Below are 23,619 nucleotides of genomic sequence, written 5' to 3'. Positions count from 1 at the left end.
TACTAGCGTCTGGCGTGTTGATATTAGCCAAAGATTTCAGGGGGGTTGGGGTACCATAGTACTCAACCATCACCCGATCCAATAGACTAGTACTGGCGCGACCCGTTCTAATGGTATTGAACGCCCGTTGAGTGGCCTCAACAGCTTTCTGCATACTGGTTTCGACATCAGCTAATTGCACAGGAACCTCCCACTATTGTTCCAACAGTTTCTCCCATAACAGCGCGGTGAATATTACCCCGCACCCTTAGATCAAATACCATAATTGGGAGGTTATTCTCTTTACATAATGCGATCGCAGTACTATCCATCACCCGCAAATCCTCGCTTAGGACATGGCTGTAGGTCAGGCTCTGATACCGTCGGGCCTTAGGATTCAGGTTAGGATCACAATCATATATACCATCAACTTTAGTTGCCTTAAATATTACCTCAGCATCGATTTCTGCCGCTCGTAAAGCAGCGGTGGTGTCAGTGGTAAAAAAGGGATTACCACTACCTGCCCCAAAAATGACCACTCGTCCCTTTTCCAGGTGGCGAATGGCACGACGCCTGATATACGGTTCTGCCACTTCCTGCATTTCGATTGCAGTTTGCACCCGTGTCGGGATATCGTTTCGTTCTAGAGCATCTTGCAAAGTCAAGGCATTCATCACTGTGGCAATCATACCGATATAATCAGCAGTTGCCCGATCCATCCCCCCCGCTGCAGCTTTGAGTCCGCGAAAGATATTGCCACCACCGACAACGATTGCCATTTGAACACCTTCATTCAAAACGGCAGCGACTTCAGCTGCTATTTCCTGAACCACTTCCGGTGAGATGCCGTAGCCCAAATTGCCCATCAAGGCTTCACCGCTCAATTTTAGTAAAACCCTTCGGTATTTTATCCCCATGCCACGACTCTTTGTTATGAAATTGTTATCCACATCAAGATAACAGTCAAATTTACCATTCGTCATGGGTTATAGCTGATCGCTGATCCCTGGTCGCTCTTTTTTAATCCCAGCTTAAGGATTATCGCCACTGAATAGGACTACCAGTTACTTTAGTTGATTGTGGTGAAATCTCTTGCCCTGCTAAAACAGACGCGATCGCACTGTTCAAGTAATGGGTTTCTACTGCGTCACTATTTTCTGGATTATCATCTACTGACCCATTATAGCATACAATTCCCTTATGGTCAATTAAAAATGCCTCAGTGGTTTTCTGGGCACCAAAGCTGTGAGCTACGTCTTGAGTTGGATCCCAAAGGTAAGGAAAATTCAATTGCTGATCTTGGCAGAATTGCTTCATCTCCTCAAAACTCTCTGCGGGGTACTGATAAACATCATTGGCATTAATGCCCACTAGGGTAAAACCTTGATGTTCAAACTGGTCTTGAATGTGTTTGAGTCTTGGGATGTAGGAATTGACATAGGGGCAGTTGTTGCCTAGGAAAATAACTCCCACTGCTTTGAAACGTTCTAAGTAACGGCAGAGATGGTGAACCTGCTCATCAGTTCCCGGCAATTCAAAATCCGGAGCATAACTGCCAATGGTGATGATGATTTTTTCTATAGTCATGGGTGATGGATCATGGATGATGGATCATAGGTCAAGCCCCTTTTTAATGCAAACTTTGCTTAAGGGGAGATGATGCGATCGCTAATTAGCTCATAGACGAATTTAGCATCAAGGGTAAATTTCCCGACCCAATTCTAAATTAAGGGTATTCCACCTGCTCAGAATCTAAAACAGCTTCTGGAGCATTTTGCCAACCTTCACCATAGGTTGTCGTGGCTCAATAGGCAATCCGTAAAATCACCACTCCTACAGCTGACTATTTACTATAGTTACTAGGTTTTGTTACAAAATGTAAAGGTATAGTTATGGCATAACTTGGGATTTTTTGAGCATGTCTTCCTCTTTCACAGCCCCAATCAGGGATCAGATTGAAACAAAAACCTGGATTTGGCAGGGCTTTTCCATTGGGTATAAAGCTTACGGTAATTCTGGACCAGCTGTGGTGATGGTCCATGGCTTTGGTGCATCTTCCGGACATTGGCGCAAGACCTTGCCAGTGTTGGGGGAAACCTGCCGATGTTATGCCATTGATTTGATTGGCTTTGGCGCTTCAGCTAAACCAACTCCTGGTATAGAGATAGACTATACCTTTGAAACCTGGGGGCAACAAATTGCCGATTTCTGTCGGGAGGTGGTTGGTGGTCCGGCGTTTTTAGTCGGAAACTCTATTGGTTGTATTGCCCTGATGCAAACCGCTGTAGATAATCCAGAGCTAGCCAAAGGAGTGGCCCTGCTCAACTTTTCTCTACGACTACTCCATGAGCGTAAACAGGCTGAACTGCCTTGGTATAAGCGTCTTGGCACACCAGTACTTCAACGATTTTTAAAGATTAAGTGGGTTGGCCAGTATTTTTTTAGTCAGCTGGCTAAGCGTAAAGTAGTGCGTAATATTCTGTTGCAAGCCTACGGTCGTCCAGAAGCCGTCACTGATGAACTGCTTGATCTAATCATGGCACCAGCGGCTGATACCGGTGCAGCTGATGTTTTTATTGCCTTTACTAGCTATTCTCAAGGACCTCTACCAGAAGACCTGATCCCAATTTTGCCTTGTCCTGCCATCATACTATGGGGCAGCAAAGACCCCTGGGAACCCATTGACTTGGGACGAGAATTAGCTAAATTCCCGACGGTAGAAAAGTTTATTCCTTTAGAAGGTTTGGGTCATTGTCCCCAAGATGAAGCACCAGAGATAGTAAACCCGATTTTGCTGAATTGGATTGGGGGAAATCAGGTTGAAGGTTATTAAAGGGTTGAAGGTTATCCAGTTGAAGGTTTAAGGTTTAATGTTTAAGATTACCCAGTTTAAGGTTTAAGGTTGAGTTAAGAACAATCGCGATCGCAAATCCCCCAACACCTCCCCAACGCCACCCTTTAATAACCTTGAACCTGTTAACCTTGAACCTGTTAACCTTGGCCTTTGGCCACGCGTTCGCGTTCAACCTTCAACCGTCCTTGACTGCTACCAGCTCTAATTGATAGCGATAGAGAGCCACAGGTTTTTCCAAGGCTTTAAAGTAATCAGGGTCTTGTGGTGAGAGGTAAACCGCTGTGACTTGCTCAGCCTTAATGATCGGACTAGGTGATTTATAGAACTGATATGCTGTTGTGGTTTCTACTTCGTTGAAAAAAGGTCGGCGAGTACCGCGAAAGACTTGGTTGACAACTTCTGTGGCAATAAACTGATCCGGAGCTGGTATTTCAGAAGCGCGACCAGTAATCACCGAAACCAGTTGGCTCCCGGTGCGCAGAAGGGTAACCTGGCGATTAGGGGAATTGGGGTCTACTTTGACGGCTCTAATTATGGGTTCGCCTAAGTAAGCCCTAGCAATATTCAACCCATTGAACCCTCGGTCAGCAACCACCTCTTCAGCAACCACCTCTGAGGTAGGTTTGAAGACTGACCGATTTTTTCTAGAACGTTGAGTTCTAAACGGAATAAACCAATCCCCAAGCCCTGAGCTTGATTTCCCAAGCTTTTGAAACCGCACCAGAAAACTAATTGGTTCTTTTAGATGACTGCGATTACCTTCAAATCCTGGTGTCACTATTTCTGGTGCTAGAGGTGCTATCTGCTCGATCAGGGTGCTGGTAACTTTCCAAGTCCCCTTCATCCAAGTGGGATATACCAAATCCCCGGTCGCCGCTGTGACTGGCGGTTTGCTTTTCCAATCAGGAAACTGACCTAAACGCTCAGCTAACTCTCCTGCCTGAGCCTCACCACCAGCCAGGAGCAAGGTTAACACCAGACATAATCCCAAAATTCTTCTCAAACCAAAAGTCCTCTCACCTTAGACTGGTCAGCTATCTTGCCGGTAAGGCAGATCTTCTTATCCAAGCAAGAATCAAAGCAACAGGGGGAGTGCTGACTATTACGATAGTAACTTTGGCTGTCTGCACTATAGATGTTTCCACTGTCGGTGTTTTCACTAAGATAGCCTTTTAGATATTCCTTAGCCTAATCCAGCGCTAACTGTCAAGTATAGTTCACTCTCGCGAGAACTGTCCAAAATTTGTAGAGTTCTTCCTAATCAATGATTTTACTTAATTTTACTTCAATTCCTGGTAATTAAAAATTATTCTAATCGGCTTACCATAAGATAGCTTTAAAATATGTGGCTATATCAAAAATATTTAGTGAAGTTAATATAAATTAACGGGAACAAAGTTAATCAGTAACAATCATAATAAAAGAATATATATAATACTAGTGTATATACTTATATCTTCATAAAGGCTTCAAAATTTCAGTTAAGCTCACCAACCTGATGTTTACCAAACCCTGACTCAGAGTACTATTCCCCTCAGTAGTGTAATTTAGTGTAATTGAGTGTAATTCACTCCTAAGCAGCTGATACCCCACAGTGCATCTGACCCCAGCTTAAAAACAGACGTATTAGGAAATAGCTAATCTCATCCTGTAGTTGACTAATGCGTTTTGGAATTTAGGTGCCCTTGACCTTGGCGAATTAAATTCGCCACGGATTGCACCTCAGGATAGCCGATTAAAAACGATATTACCCATGAGCCAAATCAAATTAGCTGTGAGTCGCATCAGCCAGTCTCTGGCAGCCGTATCTTTGTTGGTAGCCCATATTGGTGTCATGCCAACTCAAGCCCAGCCTATTCCAGCCGATGATGGCACTCAGACCCAAGTCACCCCCAATGAGAATCAATTTGACATTGATGGTGGCATTCGCTCTGGAAATAATATCTTTCACAGCTTTCAGGAGTTTGGTCTAGACCAAGACCAAATTGCTAACTTCCTATCTCAACCGGATATACAAAACATTCTGAGTCGGGTCACCGGTGGTAATGCTTCTGTGATCAACGGTCTAATACAAGTCACAGGGGGTAACCCTAACCTGTTTTTAATGAACCCAGCAGGGATAATTTTTGGTGCTAATAGCCAGCTGGATGTACCCGCTTCATTCACCGCAACTACGGCGACCAGGATTGGCTTTGGTGATGACAATTGGTTTAATGCGTTTGGTGACAATGACTACTCTACCTTAGTCGGTACACCCAGTGCCTTTGCGTTTGATACATCTCAGACACCAGGACTAATTTTGAATGAGGGTATAGAAATCCTAGCAGGAAATAACCTGACTTTAATCGGTGGTACTGTCATTAATACCAATCAACTGGAGCTTCCAGAAGGAACAATTACTATAGCTACCGTGCCTGGGGAAAGTTTGGTAAAAATTAGCCAGGAAGGACTGTTGCTGAATTTGGAAGTTGAACCCCTAACCTCAGATCCCTCCACAGCAGAACAATCTTTTACACCACTCTCTTTAGCTGAGCTATTAACCGGGGATGGTGTCAGTCACGCCACAGAATTCACGGATAATGGTGATGAAACTGTAACCTTGACTAGTTCTGGCATCACTATAGCGCCTGGGGATGTAACTGTTTCTGCCAACAATAACCTGACTCTGACGGAAAGCCAGCTATCTAGCACAGGGGACTTAAGCCTATTGGCGAAAGAGACCTTACTGATCAGGGACACACCAGAGAATTCCTTCCAAGCCGTTGCAGGAGGAAACCTCAAGATTCAGGGGGATGGGGGCATTGATATCCTAGCACTGAACAATCCTGACACCCGCTTCCAGAGTGGTGGCAACCTGAGCTTGGTCAGCGATGGCAAGATCTCTACAGATGCTCACTTTGCCAGTGGCGGTAATTTCTCAATTGAGAATTTAGCTGGTCAACCAAATAACTTTGTTAGCCTCCAAGACCCAATTATCACTGCTGTTGGGGATGTTGCTTTTGGGGATTACACAGGGTCTTCTCTTAAAGTAGAATCCACAGGAAATATTGAAGCTGGGAATATCAAAATCACTGCACCAGATACTGGGCTAGCTGATTTAGACCCAGATTCAGCTTCAGATATTGGCCAATCAGATATTAACACTTTAAGAAGTAGTCGTGCCGTAATTTTGAGGGCGGGCTTGACTACAGATGAATTGACCAATCAAGTTACAGAAAATTCTGGAGATGCTTCATCTCAAGTTACCGACAATTCTGGAGATGCTCCATCTCAAGTTACGGACAATTCTGGAGAGCCTCTATCAGGAAGTATCACTATTGGTAATATCGACACCAGTTTTAATACTAATGAGGATGCTCCTGTCATTGAAGGTAATGCTGGTCCTGTAATCTTATCTGCTCAAGGTGACATTATTTTTCGCAATAGTGATGAGATAAATAATAATTTTACCCAAATAAGAACTACAGAAAACAATGGTAATAATTCTGGTAATGTATTTTTGGAAACCAAAGAGGGCAGTATTACCATACAAGGAGAAAGACTCGATATAAACACTGAGGTTTCAGGGGATGGTAATGCTGGTAAAGTAACGTTTAACCTTCCAAATTTAGATAGTATCGACTCTGGTAAGTTGCAGATCTCGACAAGAGCTCGGGGTAATGGTAAAGCTGGTGATGTAGAGTTTGTTAGTCAGGAAGAGATCAGCCTAGAGCAGGAACAACAAATAACAGATCAAATCCAGCAAGATTTGCGGGCTTCCAGTGAAGAGAACTCAGGTAAGTTGATTTTTCGCCGTTCCCCGGAAACTGAAACGAACCCTGATGTGATCGACCCTGATGTGATCGACCCTGATGTGATCGACCCTGACGTGATCGACCCTGGCCCTAACGTGATCGATCCTATAGACCCTATAGACCCGATCGACCCTGGCCCTAACGTGATCGATCCTATAGACCCTATAGACCCGATCGACCCTGGCCCTGACGTGATCGACCCTGGCCCTGACGTGATCGACCCTGGCCCTGACGTGATCGACCCTATAGACCCTATAGACCCTGGCCCTGACGTGATCGACCCTGGCCCTGACGTGATCGACCCTGAGCCTGACTCGATAGATCCTGAGCCTGACGCGATAGATCCTGAGCCTGACGCGATCGACCCTGGCCCTGAAACTAAGACTATCTTGGATACAGATAGTGAAACATCCCCTGAAACAAGTGAGCCAAACGGTGGAAAAAGTGGTAGCGAGACTCCCGTTTCCCCCTCTGACAAGACTATAAGTGACACGCAAGAGCCCTCTAGTTCAGACCCTGGTAGTTCAGACGCTAGTAGCTCAAACGCTAGTAGTTCGGACCCTGGTAGTTCAGACTCTCGAACCCCTACTGTTTCATCTGAAACAACCTCAAATTCCACAACTGAGGAAGTTCCACCTGAAAGTGACCCAGTTTATTTGATTGAAGAAGCCTTCACGAAAGAATATGAGTCACACTTTCAGCGACCCTTCAAGACCAAAATCAACACTCAGAATGATGTCCGTAATCGGACTCGGGAGCTTGAGAGGGAGACAGGGCTAAAGACTGCAGTGATTTACGTCAGTTTTGTCGAAAATTCAAATACATTACCAGGCACTCGATGTCAAACGCCCTCAATCCCTGTTCCCAAAATCGACCGACGGTTTGGTTACCGACTCTCTGAGGTGCCTCAAGCACCAGAGCGTTGCTTACCACAAGCAAACGACCAGCTGGAACTTTTGGTAATCACCGCTGAAGGTAATCCAATTGTCCGGCGAATCAATGGTGCCAGTCGTGATCAAGTCCTAGCTGTGACCAATAGATTTCAGCGATCGCTTAGCAATGCCAACAGCTTGGATGCCAAAGCCCACCATTACCCAGCTGAGCAACTTTATCGATGGATCATAGGGCCATTACAGAAGGAATTAAACGCCCGCAAGATTAAGAGCCTAATATTTGCTATGGATGAGGGTTTGCGTTCCCTACCTATAGCAGCTATCTACGATGGGAAACAATATCTGGTTGAGAAGTATGGTGTTAATTTGGTGCCTAGTCTGAGCTTAACCTATTCTCGTCATACAGATGTCAGACCCTTCCAGGTTCTGGCAATGGGAGCATCGAAATTTGCTTATCAACAACCTTTGCCTGGGGTAGAAGTGGAGTTAAGCACCATCACTGAAAAACTGTGGAAAGGTCGCTCTTTTCTCAACGAAGCCTTTACTCTGGACAATTTAATGGCTCAACGAGAACAGCAGCAATATGGCATCATTCACCTAGCCACCCATGCAGAGTTCAACTCGGGAACTCCTAACGATTCCTACATTCAGATGTGGAACCGCAAACTAAGGCTGTATGAAATGGAAAATCTGCTTTATGAGCCATCGGTAGAGTTATTGGTACTCAGTGCTTGCCGAACTGCTTTGGGCAATCGAGAAGCAGAGTTGGGTTTTGCTGGGTCAGCCTTTCAGGCAGGAGTTGACTCGACTTTGGCAACCCTTTGGTATGTCAGTGATCAAGGTGCTCTGGGGCTGACTACTGAGTTTTACCGTCAGTTGAGAAAAACATCGAGTAAAAGCGAAGCTTTACGACAGGCACAGTTAGCGATGATTCAAGGCAATGTGCGTATCGAGAATAATCAGTTATATGGCTCGGGCAAGAACATCTCGTTACCGCCAGAATTGTCAGGACCAGGAAAACAAAGCTTTTCTCATCCCTACTATTGGGCTGCTTTCACTCTGGTTGGGGATCCGTAGTGAATAATTGGTATTCACTTTTCATAGTTTTGGTAAGCAGTAACAATCCTCTGAACGAGGGCATTACGGACAACATCCTTATTGGTGAGTTCGCAGAAAGCAATGCCTTCTACAGATTTTAATATTTTTAGGGTTACCGCTAATCCTGAGGGTTGGTTGCTAGATAAATCGGTCTGGGTGAGATCACCAGTGACTACCATCCGAGAACGTGAACCCAAACGAGTCAAAACCATTTTCATCTGGGCTGGTGTGGTGTTCTGAGCTTCATCAATAATCACGAAGGCATTATTGAGGGTGCGACCTCGCATATACGCTAGGGGAGCCACTTCAATAATGCCCCGTTCCATTAAATTGGCAGTCTTCTCTGTATCAATCAGTTCATGGAGAGCATCATAGAGGGGGCGCAAATAGGGATTAATTTTCTGCTGCAAGTCTCCTGGTAAAAAGCCAAGTTTTTCACCAGCTTCTACCGCTGGTCGTGTCAGAATCAGTCGTTCATATTGATTATTTAGTAACGCCTGAGCGGCGATTACCACAGCTAGGAAGGTTTTGCCAGTGCCTGCTGGTCCCACACAGAAGGTGAGGTCATGGGTTAGTACAGCTTTGATATACTGCCGTTGCCGGAAGGTTTTAGCTCGGATCACCTCACCCCGGCGAGTATGAGCTAGCACATCTTGATGTAAATCTTGTAATTCATCCTGTCGCTTGGTATCTAAGGCATGAATTGCGGTTTGGATGTCTACTCCTGTAATCCTTTTACCTTCGACCCAATAGATTTTAAGCGATCGCACTAGGGATGATACCCGCTCGACCTGTTTTTCGGTGCCAGAAATCAATAACTCTTGCCCTCGCAGCACCAGATGCGCACCGGTTTGCCGTGATAGGGTTTTCAGGTTTTCTTCCTGGTCTCCAACCAAGGCGATTGCACTTTCTGGGCTGGGTAGCTCAATTGTTTTGGATACTTCACTCAAGGTTTATCAACTAAAGGCTTGCTGTCTGCTTAACGAACCTGTCCTAATTTCCTAGGGTTAGATGGGGAGTTGTCAATAGTGTTTGATCAGTGTTTCTTGCCATTGGTAATGAGAGGTACAGCAGCAGGATGTTTTTTACTCCCTTTTTTCTATTGTCCTCTCATTACCCAAACCTTCAAAACTATTGCAGTAGAGAACTAGGAGCGAAATCTTGGAGTTACTCTAGGTCTGGAAACTCGGCGAGGTAAATTTCTTCTGACAATGGTTCTACGACTAGGGCCATTGTCTCGACGAGGGCTACTACCTGAGCCTGAGCCTTCATAGATATCCAAATAAACAGTTTGGCCAGCAGCTTGGGCTGCCGCTTTAATTACTGTCCGAATCGCTTGAATATTGCGACCACCCCGACCGAAAACTCGCCCTTTATCCTCTCCATTAAAAGCTAGTCGAATCCAGACACGCTCTTTTCCATTTGATTTCTCACAGTCTACGCTGAGGGAGTCTGGTGATTCCAAGAACGGCTCGATTAAAAATCTCACCAGTGCTGAATAATCTGGGTCATCATCTCTAACAGAAGCAGATAGAATTTCAGGTACGGATTTGTTCAAAAACATTAGCTTTTTGCAAGATATTACGCACGGTTTGTGTTGGCTGAGCTCCATTTTTGAGCCACTTCACTATTGCTGGTACATTCAGCCTCGTTTCATCATTTCTTGGATTATAGAATCCCAGTTCTTCTAGAGGACGCCCATCACGGCGTGCATTGCTGGGAATTGCCACTATTCGATAGCTTACTTCACGCTTTTTGCCGAATCGTTTTAATCTGATTTTGATCATTGTACCTAATTAATTCACCTGTTTGATTTTAAGCGATCTTTGGGGGTTTGAAAGTGAACAGGTTGAATGGTGTAGATTTTAACTGACTCAGCAGGCAAGCCGCTACCTGTTGACAATCTTCTCAGCTACCCGACACCCCACGCCTGATGGGAACGGGCTAACCTTCAGGCTAACCTTCTACTGGCTAATCTTCTACCGCGTCACCTTCTAGGAGCTAACCTACCCTACACAGAACGCCAAAGGCGAACAACCGGCTAACCTTCAGGCATACCTTCTAGGAGCTAACCTACCCTACACAGAACGCGAAAGGCGAACAACCGGCTAACCTTCAGCGTAACCTTCTAGGAGCTAACCTTGGCCAAAAGGCCACGCGTGCGCGTTCAACCTTCTAACCTTCTACTGGCTAACCTTTTACTGGCTAACTTTCTACTATAATTCCCCAAATCCCTTCTTCTTCTTACCTTTTTTCTTTTTCTTGCCAGAGCCACTACCACGCCAACCAGGTAGATTACGAGAATTTCCACCCCCCATACCACCTAACATACCACCTAACCCCCCCATGGCTGGCATCTGACCTTGACCCATTTGCTGCATGAGCGATCGCATTCTGGTAAATTCACTCACCAGACCCCTGACGTCTTTTTCCGTATGACCAGAACCTTGGGCAATGCGGCGGCGGCGGCTCGGAGAGCTAGCTAATAAATCTGGGTTACGACGCTCCTCGGAGGTCATGGAGCTAATCATAGCTTCGGACTGCTTGAGTTTGGTTTCCCCTTGTTGAAGTTGAGAAGAACTGAGTTTGCCCATCCCTGGAACCAGTTTCATCAAGCCACCAAGGGATCCCATGTTCTTTAACAGGCGCATCTGCTTCAAGAAATCGCTGAAGTCAAATTTTGCTTCCAGCATTTTCTGTTGCATCTGTTCAGCATCAGCGATGTCAATCTCTTCCTGGGCTTTCTCAACCAAGGTCAGTACATCCCCCATACCCAGAATCCGGGATGCCATGCGGTCTGGATAAAATGGTTGTAGTGCCTCGACCTTTTCCCCAACCCCAACAAATTTAATCGGCTGACCTGAAATTTGCCTGACTGAAAGGGCAGCACCACCACGACTATCCCCATCAAGTTTGGAGAGAATTGCCCCAGTAATGCCGATTTGCTCATGGAAGGTGCGGGTCAGGGTTGCTGCTTCCTGACCAGTCATGGCATCTACCACTAGTAGGGTATCGTGGGGTTGGACGGTTTCTTTGATGCGGGAGAGTTCTCCCATCATCTCTTGGTCAATTTGCAGTCGTCCTGCTGTATCGATAATTACCGTATCGATAGCCATTGCTTTTGCCCGTTCTACCCCTTGACGAGCAATGTCTACTGGGTCAGCTTCTGTACCTAACTCAAACACCGGTACATCAATTTGTTGACCGAGGGTTACTAATTGATCAATGGCTGCGGGTCGATACACGTCTGTAGCCACTAGCAGACAGCTACGTTCTTGCTTACGCAGATGTAAAGCAAGTTTTGCACTAGCGGTAGTTTTACCAGTACCTTGTAGACCAGCCATTAGCACAACGGTTGGTGGGGTGTCTGCTTGGGCTAGGGGAACATTGGTTTCCCCCATCACTTGCACCAGTTCGTCGTAGACTATTTTGATGAACTGCTGGTCAGGGCGAACACCTGATATGACTTCACTGCCTTGTGCTTTCGCTTCTACTCCAGCAACGAAATCTTTGACTACTTGTAGGTTGACGTCTGCCGATAACAGGGCGCGACGCACTTCTTTTAGGGCGTCTTGGATGTTAGAACTAGATATCTTGTCCTGACCCCGTAGTTTTTTCCAAGCATCTTCTAAGCGTTCGGCGAGAGCATCAAACATACGTCAATTGTGATGGTTTTGTTTTTATGGTTACTTTACTAGGTCGCCAGAGTTTTGATAGTCTATACATCTTAGCTACACACCTTACTAGGATAGCGCTTGTGGGGATTTTAGTTCAATATTTTGGTAAGGTAAGTCTTCAGCCCTAGGCTATTCGTGACATTTATTCAAGCGGTTAAAATCAAGGCATGACTTAAAAGCTACTGCCGAATTAGGGAGCGCGTGAATCAACTTTCTGTGCAACAGATGAGGGCTGGTTTTTCTGTATGCCAGCTACCACCACCATTAAAACCGCCAGATGTATTGCGGGTAATTGTTCCAAGTGGAACCTTGCGTGAGGTTGATGCTTTCAATCAGGGGATTGAGATTTGGCGATCCCGTGGCTACCATGTGCAATTACCACAGAACTGGAACGCTAGGGAAGGTTACCTAGCTGGGACTGATAGTCAGCGACGCCAACAGTTGCTCGAAGCCTGTCTTGACCCCAAATGTCGGGGCATTCTCTGTGCTAGAGGAGGTTATGGTAGCGCTAGACTTCTGGAAGACTGGACATGGCCAGAACAATGGCCAGAACAGTTGAAGTGGTTGATTGGTTTTTCTGATATTACGGCTTTACTGTGGAGTCTTGGTCAGATAGGGATTTCCGGTGTTCATGGTCCGTTATTGACTACTATTGCTGGTGAACCGGAATGGTCAGTCAATCGATTGTTTGATTGGGTGGAAGGACGACCCATAGCTCCCTTGAAAGGGGTTGGTTGGGGAGGTGGTAAAGTTTCTGGTGTGTTGCTACCGGCTAATCTTACGGTCGCTACTCATCTGCTCGGTACACCCCTACAACCTTCCTTATCAGGAGTTATTCTTGCTCTAGAAGATGTCACCGAGGCTCCCTACCGCATTGACCGGATGTTGACTCAGTGGCGCATGAGTGGTGCAATGGCCGGGGTGAAAGGTATTGCTTTAGGGCGGTTTAGCCGTTGTGCTCCTCCCAAAGATGTTCCTAGCTGGACTGTGGAGGAAGTGTTGCGCGATCGCATTTGGGATCTCGGTATACCGGTTGTTTCTGACTTGCCTTTCGGTCACGATGGGGTTAACGCTGCCCTTCCTGTAGGAAAGCTGGTTGAACTAGATGCTGAGGCCGGGACCTTGAGTTGGGTTGAAGGTTAGCAAGTTAGCAGTTTAGCAAGTTAACAGGTTAGCAGGTTGAACGCGCACGCGTGGCCTATTGGCCAAGCTGGAAAGCTTGTTATTCCATTTCTTTCCATCACCTTTTAACGTTCGCGTAGCGTGGCCTTTTGGCCAAGGCACCGTCTTAAAATGTAACTTATTATTAACACTTTTTTAATCTTCTCAAATCAGGAGAGTAAAGGGAATACCAGCATGATAAGCTGACAAATACACTTAAAAAAGTATAATAGGATAGATGCCATATGGCTGGGTCAACCGAGGTTCCTTATTTGTTGAGGGCGGCTCGTGGTGATGAGTTAGAGCGCCCCCCTGTGTGGATGATGCGACAGGCAGGTCGTTATATGAAGGTTTATCGCGATTTACGGGATAAGTATCCGAGTTTTCGCGAGCGCTCGGAAAATCCAGACATCGCGATTGAAATTTCTCTACAACCCTGGAAAGCCTTTAGACCAGATGGAGTGATTTTGTTCTCCGATATTCTAACTCCATTGCCAGGGATTGGTATCGAGTTTGATATTGTCGAAAGTAAAGGGCCAATCATTAACCAACCGATTCGTACCCAGGAACAAATTGACCAGCTACATCTGTTGGATTTAGAGAAATTTGGGTTTATCCGGAAAATTTTGAAGGCGCTACGGGACGAAGTGGGCAATGAAGCAGCAGTGCTGGGCTTTGTCGGTGCTCCCTGGACTTTGGGCGCTTATGCCATTGAGGGTAAAAGTTCTAAAAATTACTCCATCATTAAAGGGATGGCCTTCTCACAACCAGCTATGCTACACCAATTCTTGGGTAAGCTAGCTGATGCGATCGCTATCTATGTCCGTTACCAAATCAATAGCGGTGCTCAGGTAATACAAATGTTTGACTCTTGGGCAGGTCAACTGAGTCCCCAAGACTACGAAACCTTTGCCTTACCCTATCAGCAGCGAGTAGTACAGCAGGTTAAAGCCACTCACCCAGATACCCCCTTCATTCTCTATATCAGTGGTAGCGCTGGAGTGCTTGAACGCATGGGACAGTCGGGGGTTGATATGGTCAGCGTAGACTGGACCGTAGACATGGCAGAAGCTAGAAAAAGATTGGGTCCTGATATGAAAGTTCAGGGCAATATCGACCCAGGAGTGCTCTTTGGGTCACAAGCTTTTATCCGCGATCGCATTGTCGATACTATTCGCAAAGCTGGCCACGAAGGTCATATCTTAAATCTTGGTCATGGTGTTTTACCCGGCACTCCAGAAGATAACGTTAGATTCTTCTTTGAAACTGCCAAACAGGCAGATCAATTAATGGCTGTTCATGCATAATATTCGATAACACAATAGAGAGTAGAGAATCGATAACCAGATTCTGTCCCATTTTCTCCCTCTAGCAGCCATAGGTTTGGGGAGCGCTAGTCCCCCCCAGGGTATCCTTCGGTCAGAGTTGGACCGGGCTTTCAAGGTGCAGATGTTTACTTGTCCACGTAGCCCCTCCACTAAATGGAATCCTCGCTTCAGTCTCATCCCCATCAAGGGGATGAGACAAACAACAAATTAGACTACTCAAATTAGAGTACTAAGGATTCTATCCTTAAGAATCCATCACCACAACAATCAAGGAAGTGTTCTTTACTCGATCAAAACCTTTTTGTACCCCTAGAACTAGTTGACCTAGTTGTCTGTTTGTGTTAGGTCAGGGTCAGTAGTATATCACTAAATCTAAAATCCAAAATCCCATGACCTCCAAGCGGATTTTTATAACTGGTGCTAGTGGCTGCATTGGTCACTACATCACTGAAGCCTTAAGTCTCGAAACTGACCATGAGTTGTATTTGTTAGTCAGAAACCCTGACAAATTAAAGTTTGACGACTTGAAGTTTGGCGACAAGGGGCGTGCTAGGATTACCATCCTGAAAGGTGACCTGCGGCAGATTGAAGACTTTCGTGACTTGCTCAAGACCATGGATGCGGCAATTCTGGCAGCAACCGCTTGGGGAGGGCAACAGGAAACATTTGATATTAACGTTGCCAAAACTATCCAGTTAATCAACTTGCTTGACCCTACTGTTTGTGAGCAAGTGATTTATTTCTCTACTGCTAGCGTACTGGATAGGAATAACCAATTACTGAAACAAGCCGGTGAACTTGGAACAGAATATATCTATTCCAAATACACTTGTCTGAAGCGCTTATCCCAATTAGCCTCCGCTCCTAAGATAACTACCGTCTTTCCTACCTTGGTACTGGGAGGAGACGAAACTAAACCCTACTCCCATCTCTCATCGGGACTCCCAGATATTGTCAAATGGATTAACTTGATTCGTTGGTTTAAAGCTGATGGCAGTTTCCACTTCATCCACGCCCAAGATATTGCTCAGGTCGTGGGATACCTGATTGATCATCCTCTCTCTCAAGCATTGAGTCCAGAAGAAGAGTGCATGTCTAGTGGTAGATTGGTTTTAGGTTGTCAGCCGTTGAGTGTCAACCAAGCCGTAGAAGAAGTTTGTAAGTATCTAGATAAACAAATTTATTTTCGCATACCATTGTTTATCTGGCTTGCCAATATCTTTATTGTGCTCTTCCGGATTCAGATGGATCCTTGGAGTCGGTTTTCCTTAAATTACCGACATTTTATTTATCACAACCCCGTTAATCCAACCACCTTCGGTTTACCGACTTACTGTCCTACGCTTACTGACGTTCTGAAAGTTAGTGGCATTCGCAGAGATTAGATTTTTAAAATCGTTACACTTTAAACTAGAAACAGGACTCCTAGTTAAGTTGTCTTTAATTTTTGAATTGGTGCAATCTAAATTCTGCTTAATTCTAACATAAAGCGTTTATCATAGCGACGATAAACGCTATAGATATATCAGGTAATAGATAATCGCGAATTGCTCTAGGGGGTAATACAAGCACCCCAAAATACTGACCAGCTTTAACTTTAGCAGCTCTAACTTTACACCAGCTTTAGGTTTAAGGTCACTATGCTCCACAAGTATACATAGAGCATCATAAGCATATTTTCAATTACTCATACCAAGTTGCGGACAAACATACAACTTTCTCTTCCCCCAATCTCTCCATCTCTCCATCTCCCCATCTCCCTATCTCCCTATCTCCCTATCCAAGCAATCTACTATCTTTGAATCTAACTCGGTATCAGAACTCAATTACTGAGAACTAACTCCTTGATTATTCTTTCCAAGTTGGATAAAAAACAGGTTAATAAATTGCATAACTGAATTGGCTAAAACCAAACTAAATAAGGATTATAGCCGATAGTTAATTTTTCAGTTAATTAAGAATTTGTAATTATTGCTTGGTAGTTGATTTACGATTAACGATTAGTTATTACCCATGACCAAACACAAGCTATTCAATGCTTTCCAGCACAGTTGAATCATCCAACGAAAGCTTTTTATAAATTCTTTACGTGCCAGAAATTAAGTTCACAAAGTCTTTAAATAATCAATACGTATAATTACGCTGACTTTATAATTAATAGCGAATTTTTCGCTTATTCTTAATCTATAAATGTAAGTCTTAAGTCGTCATATAACGCCCTAAGCGCATCCTACCATTGCCAGCTATGAGCAATTTTATGAGCTTAATACTTACCTATAAATAGGGATTTTTTCCGGATAAAGAATGGTCAAAATTTTAATTTAGACCATTCTTTATAATCATTTTCCGGATTTTGTGTTGGCACCAATAAATATCTGTGCTAACTGTTGAAGACAACAATGACAACACTAGTATCAGAACAATTATTGTATTTTGCCTTTAATTTCCCAAATTGAACCGCCAATTTAGGCAGTTCAAAAAAACTTCGCTGGTTGAAATTTATTCCACAAGACCAAAATAAATATGAAAATGAACAAAACCATTGCTAAACAATTAGCACTGTTCGCTACAGTAACCGCTTCCGTTCTCGCTGCTGCACCAAGTCTGGCTGCTACTTTCGCTTTGTCTAAAGGATCCTTCGACTTGAGAAACTTTAGTACTGATCCTCTGGAAGTTGTTACCCTGGCTGAAGCCGACACTTTGACCATTTCAACTGGGGGTGATGTGATTGCTGAGGCCAACGCGGAATCAATTTTTAACCCTGATTCACTCGATCCACTAAAACAAGCTAGTAATAAATCTTCGAGTAGCGCTCAAGGTGACGGAAGCAACTACCTTGGTGTGGCGGAAAGTTTTGCTGGACTTATCGGTTACAACTTCTTTGTCGATGCAGGGGAAACCTTTTCTTTCGATTTCAATGGTTTTCTGGATCTAATCACATTAATCGACAATCCACCTGCGGAAAGTGCAAGTGCTTCTGGCACCGTAGCATTAGAGTTATATCACAGCGATGACTTAAGTACTCCCATCGACTTCTTCGCTCTCTCTGGTAACTTAGAAACTCTAGGAGATGATGATTTCCTTGAGTCTGCTCACAGTGACAATGTGTTTGCTGATAACGACTTTACTACCTTGTTTGGAGGAACAGAAGAATTTGCTCTGGCTGATGTTAAGGGTTATTATGAGCGCACTTTCGAGACAGCAACTTATTTGACCTTAGTCGAAGCTAAAAGAAATAAGGTAACCGTTAAAGCTCCTGAATCCTCAAACTTGCTAGGCTTACTTTTCTTCGGTTTACTGAGCATTGGATACCGAGTAAAAACTACAAAATTTACCAAAAATTCAAAATTATTAAATAATTAATCATACTATTAATTATAATCAAATCCGGTTAATCACATATCAACTATTTTCTGGATTGTTGGTAATTATAAATTAGTAATTACTAGCTCAGTAATATAATAATTAGTGAAGCGGAGCGGATTTGATATAATTAGTCATTAGTTAGCAAAAATACCGCTAGTGGGAGCAAAATGCTCCCTTATTTTTTCCCGTAGAAGATGCAACGCTAGAGCTGGAACTTCTACTATAACTCCTGGCCGAGTCTCTGGTCACAGTAATCTCTTGACTGGTTTTTGCTTGCTCACCAGATGCAAATGCCCTACTTTCGGCTTGCACTACTACCTTTCCATCTGGTGAAACTATCCATTTTCTGATTATCCCCGAGCGCATCATAACTTAATCCCTCCATGGCTTTTTTGACAGTCAGCTAGTAGCCAACGGCCTTTAGCTGACTTACCCATTACCCATTACCCTCAATCATGCCACTACTGACCCAACGCCTCGGCAGTTTGAATTTCAACATTATCAACCATAGTGTCACTATGAAGCATATAGTTGAGTTCACGATTGAGCCAATCCTGAAACAGTCTATCCAATATCTCATTGTACCGTTCCGGTGTTAATTCAGCAGAGATAAACCTTTCTACCATCAAGATATGATAACCCTGAGGAGTTTTGACGGGATTGACCACTTGTCCAATAGGTACACCAAAGACAATCGCTGCTATATCTGGACGTAAATTCCAACGGTAAAGCTTTCCTTCAAAACCGCACTTCTGTCGGCGTTCCTCATCAAGGTCATAGATATGAGCTGCTTGATAAAAGCTAATTTCTTTTTCTTCAATTTGATAGAAAAGTTCTTGGGCAAGTTTCTCGTTAGCTACAATAATTTGATAGAGCAAGATTTGGTCAAAATCCAGTCGATTTTGACCAAAAAACTTTTCCACATCTTTATCAAATAGACACTTCGATAACTTTTTAGCTAGCAAGTGCTGGCGAATTCCGGCTTCCCAGTCATCGGAAGTAATCATATTATCCGCTAGCCAAGCTAGGGTGTCTGAAGCCTTTTCCAAGCGATTTTCGTGACGGAATTTGTCTGCCTCTTCCTGAATTTCTTCGGCGGTGACGGTTAAGTTTCTTTCCGCAGCAGCTCGATTAATGACTTTTTGATACAAAATTTTCTCAGAGACATCTTTGAGCTGGATTTCTCGTTTCAGAAACTCAGTAATTTCTTGTGGTTCAAGGGATGCTCTAGAAAGAATACTCATAGTTAGGTTTTCCTTGCTCAGATGTTAGCTGATGGGGTAATGGGGCAATATATGGGACAATGGATGAGTTAACAGATGTAAGGGATGGGCTGATTCCGACTACTTATCAAGATGATTCTTACTACTTATCAATATTATGAGAAAATTGCATCAGATACTGTGATGAAATCATCATTATTTAGGGTGGTTGCACCCTGTCCATCTACGGCTCCTTTGACTACAGCTAGAATATCGTTATTGAATTTCACCAAAGTGGCATCAGCAATGCCATTACCAGTGGTATCAAATACGTCTAAGACAATATCGTCTACTAAGACTTCGACTGTCAAACCAATCTTATCTCCTTCAAATTGATTGAAGTCAGTGATTTGATCAGCTAATCCTGGATCAGTGATCGGGTTAGTTTCTTGGGTTAGAACAAATGTATCACCACCATTCCAGCCCGTGAGGCTATCTAGCCCGATGCCACCAACCAGGAAGTCTTCACCATCGCCACCATCTAAGCTATCATTGCCTGCTCCACCCAGTAAAATATCATTGCCATCCTTGCCATTAATACTATCGTTACCTTGGTTTCCTTTCAGGAGGTCATCCCCTGCCTCTCCGGAAATTTGATCATTGCCTTGCAATCCCTGAATTTCGTCGTTGCTGTTGCCACCGACTAGTTCGTCATCCCCTTCAGTACCAATGATAGTGTTGTCGTAGGTCGTGATGAAATCAGCACTGGTTAGGGTAGTCTCACCCTGAGCATTCACTGTTCCTTGGACTAGTGCTAGGATACCGTTGTCGGGAGAGGATGCTAGCTTTATTAAAGTCCCATCAGCTGTGCTATCACCATTGCTATCAAATACCTCTAGTAGGATGTCCTCCCCAGATAGTCCCCCAGTTAAACCAATCTTGTCACCCTCAGCAGCATTGAAATCAGTGATTTGATCAGCTACAGAAGGGTCAGTTATTGGACTAGTTGTTTCCAATCCCAGCACAAATGTATCGCTACCGTTGCCCCCTGTGACTGTATCTGTACCAAAGCCACCAATCAGGACATCATCCCCATCTCCCCCAGTTAGTTCATCATTGCCTTGAGTACCCCGCAGTGTGCTATTGCCATTAATAGTAGTGATGCTCATTAGGTTAGACCCTACACCTGCCCTCACACCACTGATTAAGCCATCGCTAGTGCTTGAACTCCAGCGATTAGTCCATGAACTGCTATTTGTGCTATTTGTTTGTGAGTCGTTAGTTACTATCTTACTACCATTGTTGCCATTGATAGTGAGGCTATTGTTTCTGATGGTTATGGTTCTTGAAGAATTGTTTGAAAAACTGTTTGTAGTCGCAGTTGAACTAGTAATTAAACTACGGTTCTCTCGGATGCTGTCTGTGATACTGTCTGTAATGCTCTGTGTTGTGCTCTGTGTGGTGCTGTCTGGGATGCTATCTGTGATGCTCCGTGTAATGCTCTGTGTTGTGCTCTGTGTGGTGCTGTCTGGGATGCTATCTGTGATGCTCCGTGTAATGCTCTGTGTAATCGGCTTTTTTAACCTCTGTGTGAACCTCTGTGTGAACCTCTCTGTAATTCGGCTTACACTAGGAAGAAATGTCAATGTTCTGCTGAAATTAAACATGGCTATTAATCGGCTATAAGCCTTGCGTTACCCTTGAGCTGCACCTGCTGAATCTGCATTTTGGACTGTTAACTGTTGAGTGTTGAGCGTTAACTTTTCTACTGCTGCACAGACAGGTCTTACCTCTACCAAGCTTCAACTGTTAACTATCAACAAAAATCGCTCAATTCAAAAAATATACCAATTAAATGGTGATTAGTTTAGCCAATAAAGTGTCTCTATAATGCTGCTCCACTGATCGGATACTTGTCTGCTCATTGATTAGTAATTATTTAGACATCCATCAGCCTAAGCTCACCAAAAATGATAAAGAATGATGAAGACGTGATTAGGATAATGCGCATTTTCAGGACTTATGCACAAGACCTTTGGAACTCGGTTTATCGTGATAAATTAAAGGCTGAAATCCATAGCTCTCATCTCCCCATATCCCCTAGGCGCTAGGCGATAGACCAGCGTTTTTTTAGCATATTCCATCGCCTCTTAACCTTTCCCTATTACCTATTACCGAACATCTTGATTAACTTGATTAAGCTGTAGCTGGATTTCCGAAAATTACCTTGAGGAATATAAAAATATAGACCGACTGTCAGACACAGTACGGGAAGTTCCCCTGCGAGTTCTAGCAATAGCGTCAGCACTTGCTCTGGCCCTGCTAATCCCAAACTTAGGATTTAGTCTGGCATCAGTCCTAGTTCTGACTGAAAAACGCTTACCCCTAGCATCTGCATCTGCCGCAGCTAATGCCAAATCCTTGGAAGCAAATGTCAGGGTATTAGCAGAGGCTGATGCACTCCCAAAAATACCGTTTTCATGAGTATATTTCTGAGCAAAATCTAGATCCTTAATTATCATTATTTTTTTCTCTTTGCACCTATGCCTAAACTGATGACTCCCACCTTCCTTAACTAAAGACTTAACTAAAGGAGGAAGAAGGAAAGTTTTATGTAAGCTCACACAGCCAAATTTACCTGCTAAGTCCTGAAGCTAGCAGATATTCCTTGTATAGTCTGTCTATTGAATCTTAATTAAAGGGGGAAGCATTGGCGCGCCAAGTTATTTTATAGATATTAATGCTTCACCCCGTGCTTAGATTTTGGATGCAATTAAATACACCTTAGGGTCAGGATTTACCTTCGTTCTAAGGAGCTGCAACAACGGATACAGAGAATGCACTACCGCCACTGGGACCGATAAAGGCGTCAGTATCAGTTTCAACGAGGAAGTCGCCTTTACCCACGAATTCAGCGGTAGCTTCAGCATTAGCTAGGCGGCCCTTGACTTTTACCCTTGAGTCAACATCCTTATTGATATCGACATCGATATCAAGGCGAATTTTCTTGTCCAATTTTAAGTCGAAGCGACGACCGCGACGACGACGACCACCAACAATATTGGTTTCTTCGTTAACAACTTCGATGTGATTTAGGTCAAAAATATTCATGGTTGGTCTGCTCTTTTGTAAGTTTTGTGTTATTCAACAACTTGGTTGTTGTTAGTTTTATTCTACCGCTCTTTATTCAATTTGTCTCACTTGTCAAGCCAATTTGGCCGAAACTTGAATTAAATTAGTTAGGTAGCTAAAAAAAACTTGGTTGTTGTTATTTTAATCCTACCGCTCTTAATTCAATTTGTCTCACTTGTCACGCCAATTTGGCGGAAACTTTAGCTCGACCCAAGATTCACGTTAGGTAGGTAGCTAACAACTTGGTTGTTGTTACTTTAATCCTACCGGTATTACTTGAATTTGTCTCACTTGTCACGCCAATTTGGCGGAAACTTTAGCTCGACTCTTGATTAAATTAGGTAGGTAACTAACAACCCCTTAGTTGTTGTTAATTTAATCCTACCGGTATTACTTGAATTTGTCTCACTTGTCACGCCAATTTGGCGGAAACTTTAGCTCGACCCAAGATTCACGTTAGGTAGGTAACTGACAACTCCTTGGTTGTTGTTAATTCAATCCTACCGGTATTACTTGAATTTGTCTCACTTGTCACGCCAATTTGGCGGAAAAGTTTTAGCGATAGTTTAGCGTTACAAATTGTTATGAAAAATTCCCAAGTTATGGAAAACTAACTTGGGAGTATTAATGCAATGTATGCAGTATCAAAAAATTAAGCAAAAATAAAATAAATTCAGCGATTGGGGACTGTCAGCATTGAGCTATCAGCCCCTGACTTTAATGGTGAGATTACCAGTCCCTAGAAACACCTTATCTTTCTAGTAGTGTAGTTGAGTAGAATTTTTGCAATTTGTTGTTAAACCACTGTTCTTGAGAGCCCCCTTGCACTAGTTGGCTTCTGCTGTCAAGGGGCTTTGCATAGTCAAGATCTTTAATATTCCTTAAGCACTTCTGAGCAACTGAAACATTAGACAGAGCAGCATTTTCCCGATCCTGCTTGAGGCTGTCGGTTGTAGCTTGATTGAGTGAGTCCATTTTCTCGTTATCCCGTCGCAATCGGCAGTAGGTTCGCGACGGTATGTATTCTAAGGGGTTAAGACCCAAACAACGTAGCATTAAAACACAAGCCCACGAATACTTGTGATCGCGAATTGCTTCTTCAATTAAACTAATCTTGTCAGGATCTAGGGTTTTG

The 23,619-nt window shown here is 43.9% G+C and carries 21 protein-coding genes; 7 read left to right on the top strand and 14 right to left on the bottom strand.

The window, feature by feature from the left end:
* From F6K52_RS11855 to F6K52_RS11845, 3 genes are all read right to left on the bottom strand, one after another.
* On the bottom strand, positions 1–181 hold a 181-nt coding region (locus tag F6K52_RS11855), incomplete at its 3' end, for a ribosome recycling factor (RefSeq protein WP_293077643.1).
* Complete coding sequence (gene pyrH, locus F6K52_RS11850; protein ID WP_293077647.1) at positions 168–896, bottom strand: UMP kinase; 729 nt, start codon at positions 894–896, stop codon at positions 168–170. The genes pyrH and F6K52_RS11855, both read right to left, overlap by 14 nt.
* 121 nt (positions 897–1,017) lie before the next feature.
* Positions 1,018–1,566: a thioredoxin family protein gene (locus F6K52_RS11845; RefSeq protein WP_293077641.1), complete on the bottom strand. Its 549-nt coding sequence runs from the start codon at positions 1,564–1,566 to the stop codon at positions 1,018–1,020.
* A 331-nt stretch (positions 1,567–1,897) separates the two neighbouring features.
* Here F6K52_RS11845 and F6K52_RS11840 point away from each other — a divergent pair, with 331 nt between their 5' ends.
* Positions 1,898–2,812, top strand: a complete 915-nt coding sequence (locus tag F6K52_RS11840; protein WP_293077639.1) for an alpha/beta fold hydrolase — start codon at positions 1,898–1,900, stop codon at positions 2,810–2,812.
* Between the two features lie 196 nt (positions 2,813–3,008).
* On the opposite strand, the gene F6K52_RS11835 is transcribed toward F6K52_RS11840, so the two are convergent.
* Positions 3,009–3,824: a DUF6816 family protein gene (locus tag F6K52_RS11835; protein WP_293077637.1), complete on the bottom strand. Its 816-nt coding sequence runs from the start codon at positions 3,822–3,824 to the stop codon at positions 3,009–3,011.
* Between the two features lie 762 nt (positions 3,825–4,586).
* Between F6K52_RS11835 and F6K52_RS11830 the strand changes: the two genes are divergently transcribed.
* Positions 4,587–8,597 carry a CHAT domain-containing protein gene (locus F6K52_RS11830; protein WP_293077635.1) on the top strand — a complete coding sequence of 1,337 codons (4,011 nt, stop codon included), beginning with the start codon at positions 4,587–4,589 and terminating at the stop codon, positions 8,595–8,597.
* Between the two features lie 14 nt (positions 8,598–8,611).
* Here the strand turns inward: F6K52_RS11830 and F6K52_RS11825 are convergent, their stop codons facing one another.
* The 4 genes from F6K52_RS11825 to ffh all read right to left on the bottom strand — a co-directional run bounded on the left by F6K52_RS11825 (position 8,612) and on the right by ffh (position 12,274).
* Entirely contained in the window at positions 8,612–9,568 is a 957-nt protein-coding gene (locus F6K52_RS11825; protein ID WP_293077633.1) for a PhoH family protein, read from the bottom strand.
* Positions 9,569–9,765: 197 nt separating this feature from the next.
* On the bottom strand, positions 9,766–10,182 hold the full coding sequence (locus tag F6K52_RS11820) for a KH domain-containing protein (RefSeq protein ID WP_293077631.1): 417 nt from the start codon (positions 10,180–10,182) through the stop codon (positions 9,766–9,768).
* Positions 10,157–10,405: a 30S ribosomal protein S16 gene (rpsP, locus tag F6K52_RS11815; RefSeq protein ID WP_070390611.1), complete on the bottom strand. Its 249-nt coding sequence runs from the start codon at positions 10,403–10,405 to the stop codon at positions 10,157–10,159. The genes F6K52_RS11820 and rpsP overlap by 26 nt, the downstream gene beginning before the upstream one ends.
* Positions 10,406–10,834: 429 nt before the next feature.
* The gene (gene ffh / locus F6K52_RS11810; RefSeq protein ID WP_293077629.1) at positions 10,835–12,274 is read right to left on the bottom strand and encodes a signal recognition particle protein; all 1,440 of its coding nucleotides are present in this window, start codon (positions 12,272–12,274) and stop codon (positions 10,835–10,837) included.
* A gap of 246 nt (positions 12,275–12,520) precedes the next feature.
* Here ffh and F6K52_RS11805 point away from each other — a divergent pair, with 246 nt between their 5' ends.
* The 4 genes from F6K52_RS11805 (at position 12,521) to F6K52_RS11790 (ending at position 18,147) form a co-directional block, all read left to right on the top strand.
* The gene (locus F6K52_RS11805) at positions 12,521–13,438 is read left to right on the top strand and encodes an LD-carboxypeptidase (protein WP_293077645.1); all 918 of its coding nucleotides are present in this window, start codon (positions 12,521–12,523) and stop codon (positions 13,436–13,438) included.
* Positions 13,439–13,701: 263 nt separating this feature from the next.
* Positions 13,702–14,763, top strand: coding sequence for a uroporphyrinogen decarboxylase (gene hemE, locus F6K52_RS11800; protein ID WP_293077627.1), 1,062 nt, complete (start codon positions 13,702–13,704; stop codon positions 14,761–14,763).
* 410 nt (positions 14,764–15,173) lie between these two features.
* Positions 15,174–16,169, top strand: a complete 996-nt coding sequence (locus tag F6K52_RS11795; RefSeq protein ID WP_293077625.1) for an NAD(P)-dependent oxidoreductase — start codon at positions 15,174–15,176, stop codon at positions 16,167–16,169.
* Between the two features lie 1,138 nt (positions 16,170–17,307).
* A complete protein-coding gene (locus F6K52_RS11790) occupies positions 17,308–18,147 on the top strand; it encodes a hypothetical protein (protein ID WP_293077623.1) in 840 nt (279 codons plus the stop codon).
* A gap of 156 nt (positions 18,148–18,303) precedes the next feature.
* On the opposite strand, the gene F6K52_RS11785 is transcribed toward F6K52_RS11790, so the two are convergent.
* The 3 genes from F6K52_RS11785 to F6K52_RS11775 all read right to left on the bottom strand — a co-directional run bounded on the left by F6K52_RS11785 (position 18,304) and on the right by F6K52_RS11775 (position 20,521).
* The gene (locus F6K52_RS11785) at positions 18,304–18,519 is read right to left on the bottom strand and encodes a hypothetical protein (RefSeq protein ID WP_293077621.1); all 216 of its coding nucleotides are present in this window, start codon (positions 18,517–18,519) and stop codon (positions 18,304–18,306) included.
* Positions 18,520–18,611: 92 nt separating this feature from the next.
* Complete coding sequence (locus F6K52_RS11780; RefSeq protein ID WP_293077619.1) at positions 18,612–19,394, bottom strand: peptidylprolyl isomerase; 783 nt, start codon at positions 19,392–19,394, stop codon at positions 18,612–18,614.
* Positions 19,395–19,528: 134 nt separating this feature from the next.
* A complete protein-coding gene (locus tag F6K52_RS11775; protein WP_293077617.1) occupies positions 19,529–20,521 on the bottom strand; it encodes a calcium-binding protein in 993 nt (330 codons plus the stop codon).
* On the opposite strand from F6K52_RS11775, the gene F6K52_RS11770 reads away from it, so the two are divergent.
* Positions 20,514–21,038 (top strand): hypothetical protein, encoded by a 525-nt coding sequence (locus tag F6K52_RS11770; RefSeq protein ID WP_293077615.1) that lies wholly within the window; start codon positions 20,514–20,516, stop codon positions 21,036–21,038. The genes F6K52_RS11775 and F6K52_RS11770 overlap by 8 nt on opposite strands.
* Positions 21,039–21,574: 536 nt before the next feature.
* Here the strand turns inward: F6K52_RS11770 and F6K52_RS11765 are convergent.
* The 3 genes from F6K52_RS11765 to F6K52_RS11755 form a co-directional block, all read right to left on the bottom strand.
* A complete protein-coding gene (locus F6K52_RS11765) occupies positions 21,575–21,874 on the bottom strand; it encodes a hypothetical protein (protein WP_293077613.1) in 300 nt (99 codons plus the stop codon).
* Positions 21,875–22,160: 286 nt separating this feature from the next.
* Positions 22,161–22,463, bottom strand: a complete 303-nt coding sequence (locus F6K52_RS11760) for a hypothetical protein (RefSeq protein ID WP_293077611.1) — start codon at positions 22,461–22,463, stop codon at positions 22,161–22,163.
* 771 nt (positions 22,464–23,234) lie between these two features.
* A partial coding sequence (locus F6K52_RS11755; RefSeq protein WP_293077609.1) for a HetP family heterocyst commitment protein occupies positions 23,235–23,619 on the bottom strand: 385 nt, incomplete at its 5' end.

It is taken from the genome of Moorena sp. SIO3H5 (assembly GCF_010692395.1).
In the GTDB taxonomy this organism is placed as follows: domain Bacteria; phylum Cyanobacteriota; class Cyanobacteriia; order Cyanobacteriales; family Coleofasciculaceae; genus Moorena.
The sequence above is the reverse complement of the archived record's forward strand: the minus strand, read 5'-3'. Positions and strand labels throughout refer to the sequence as shown.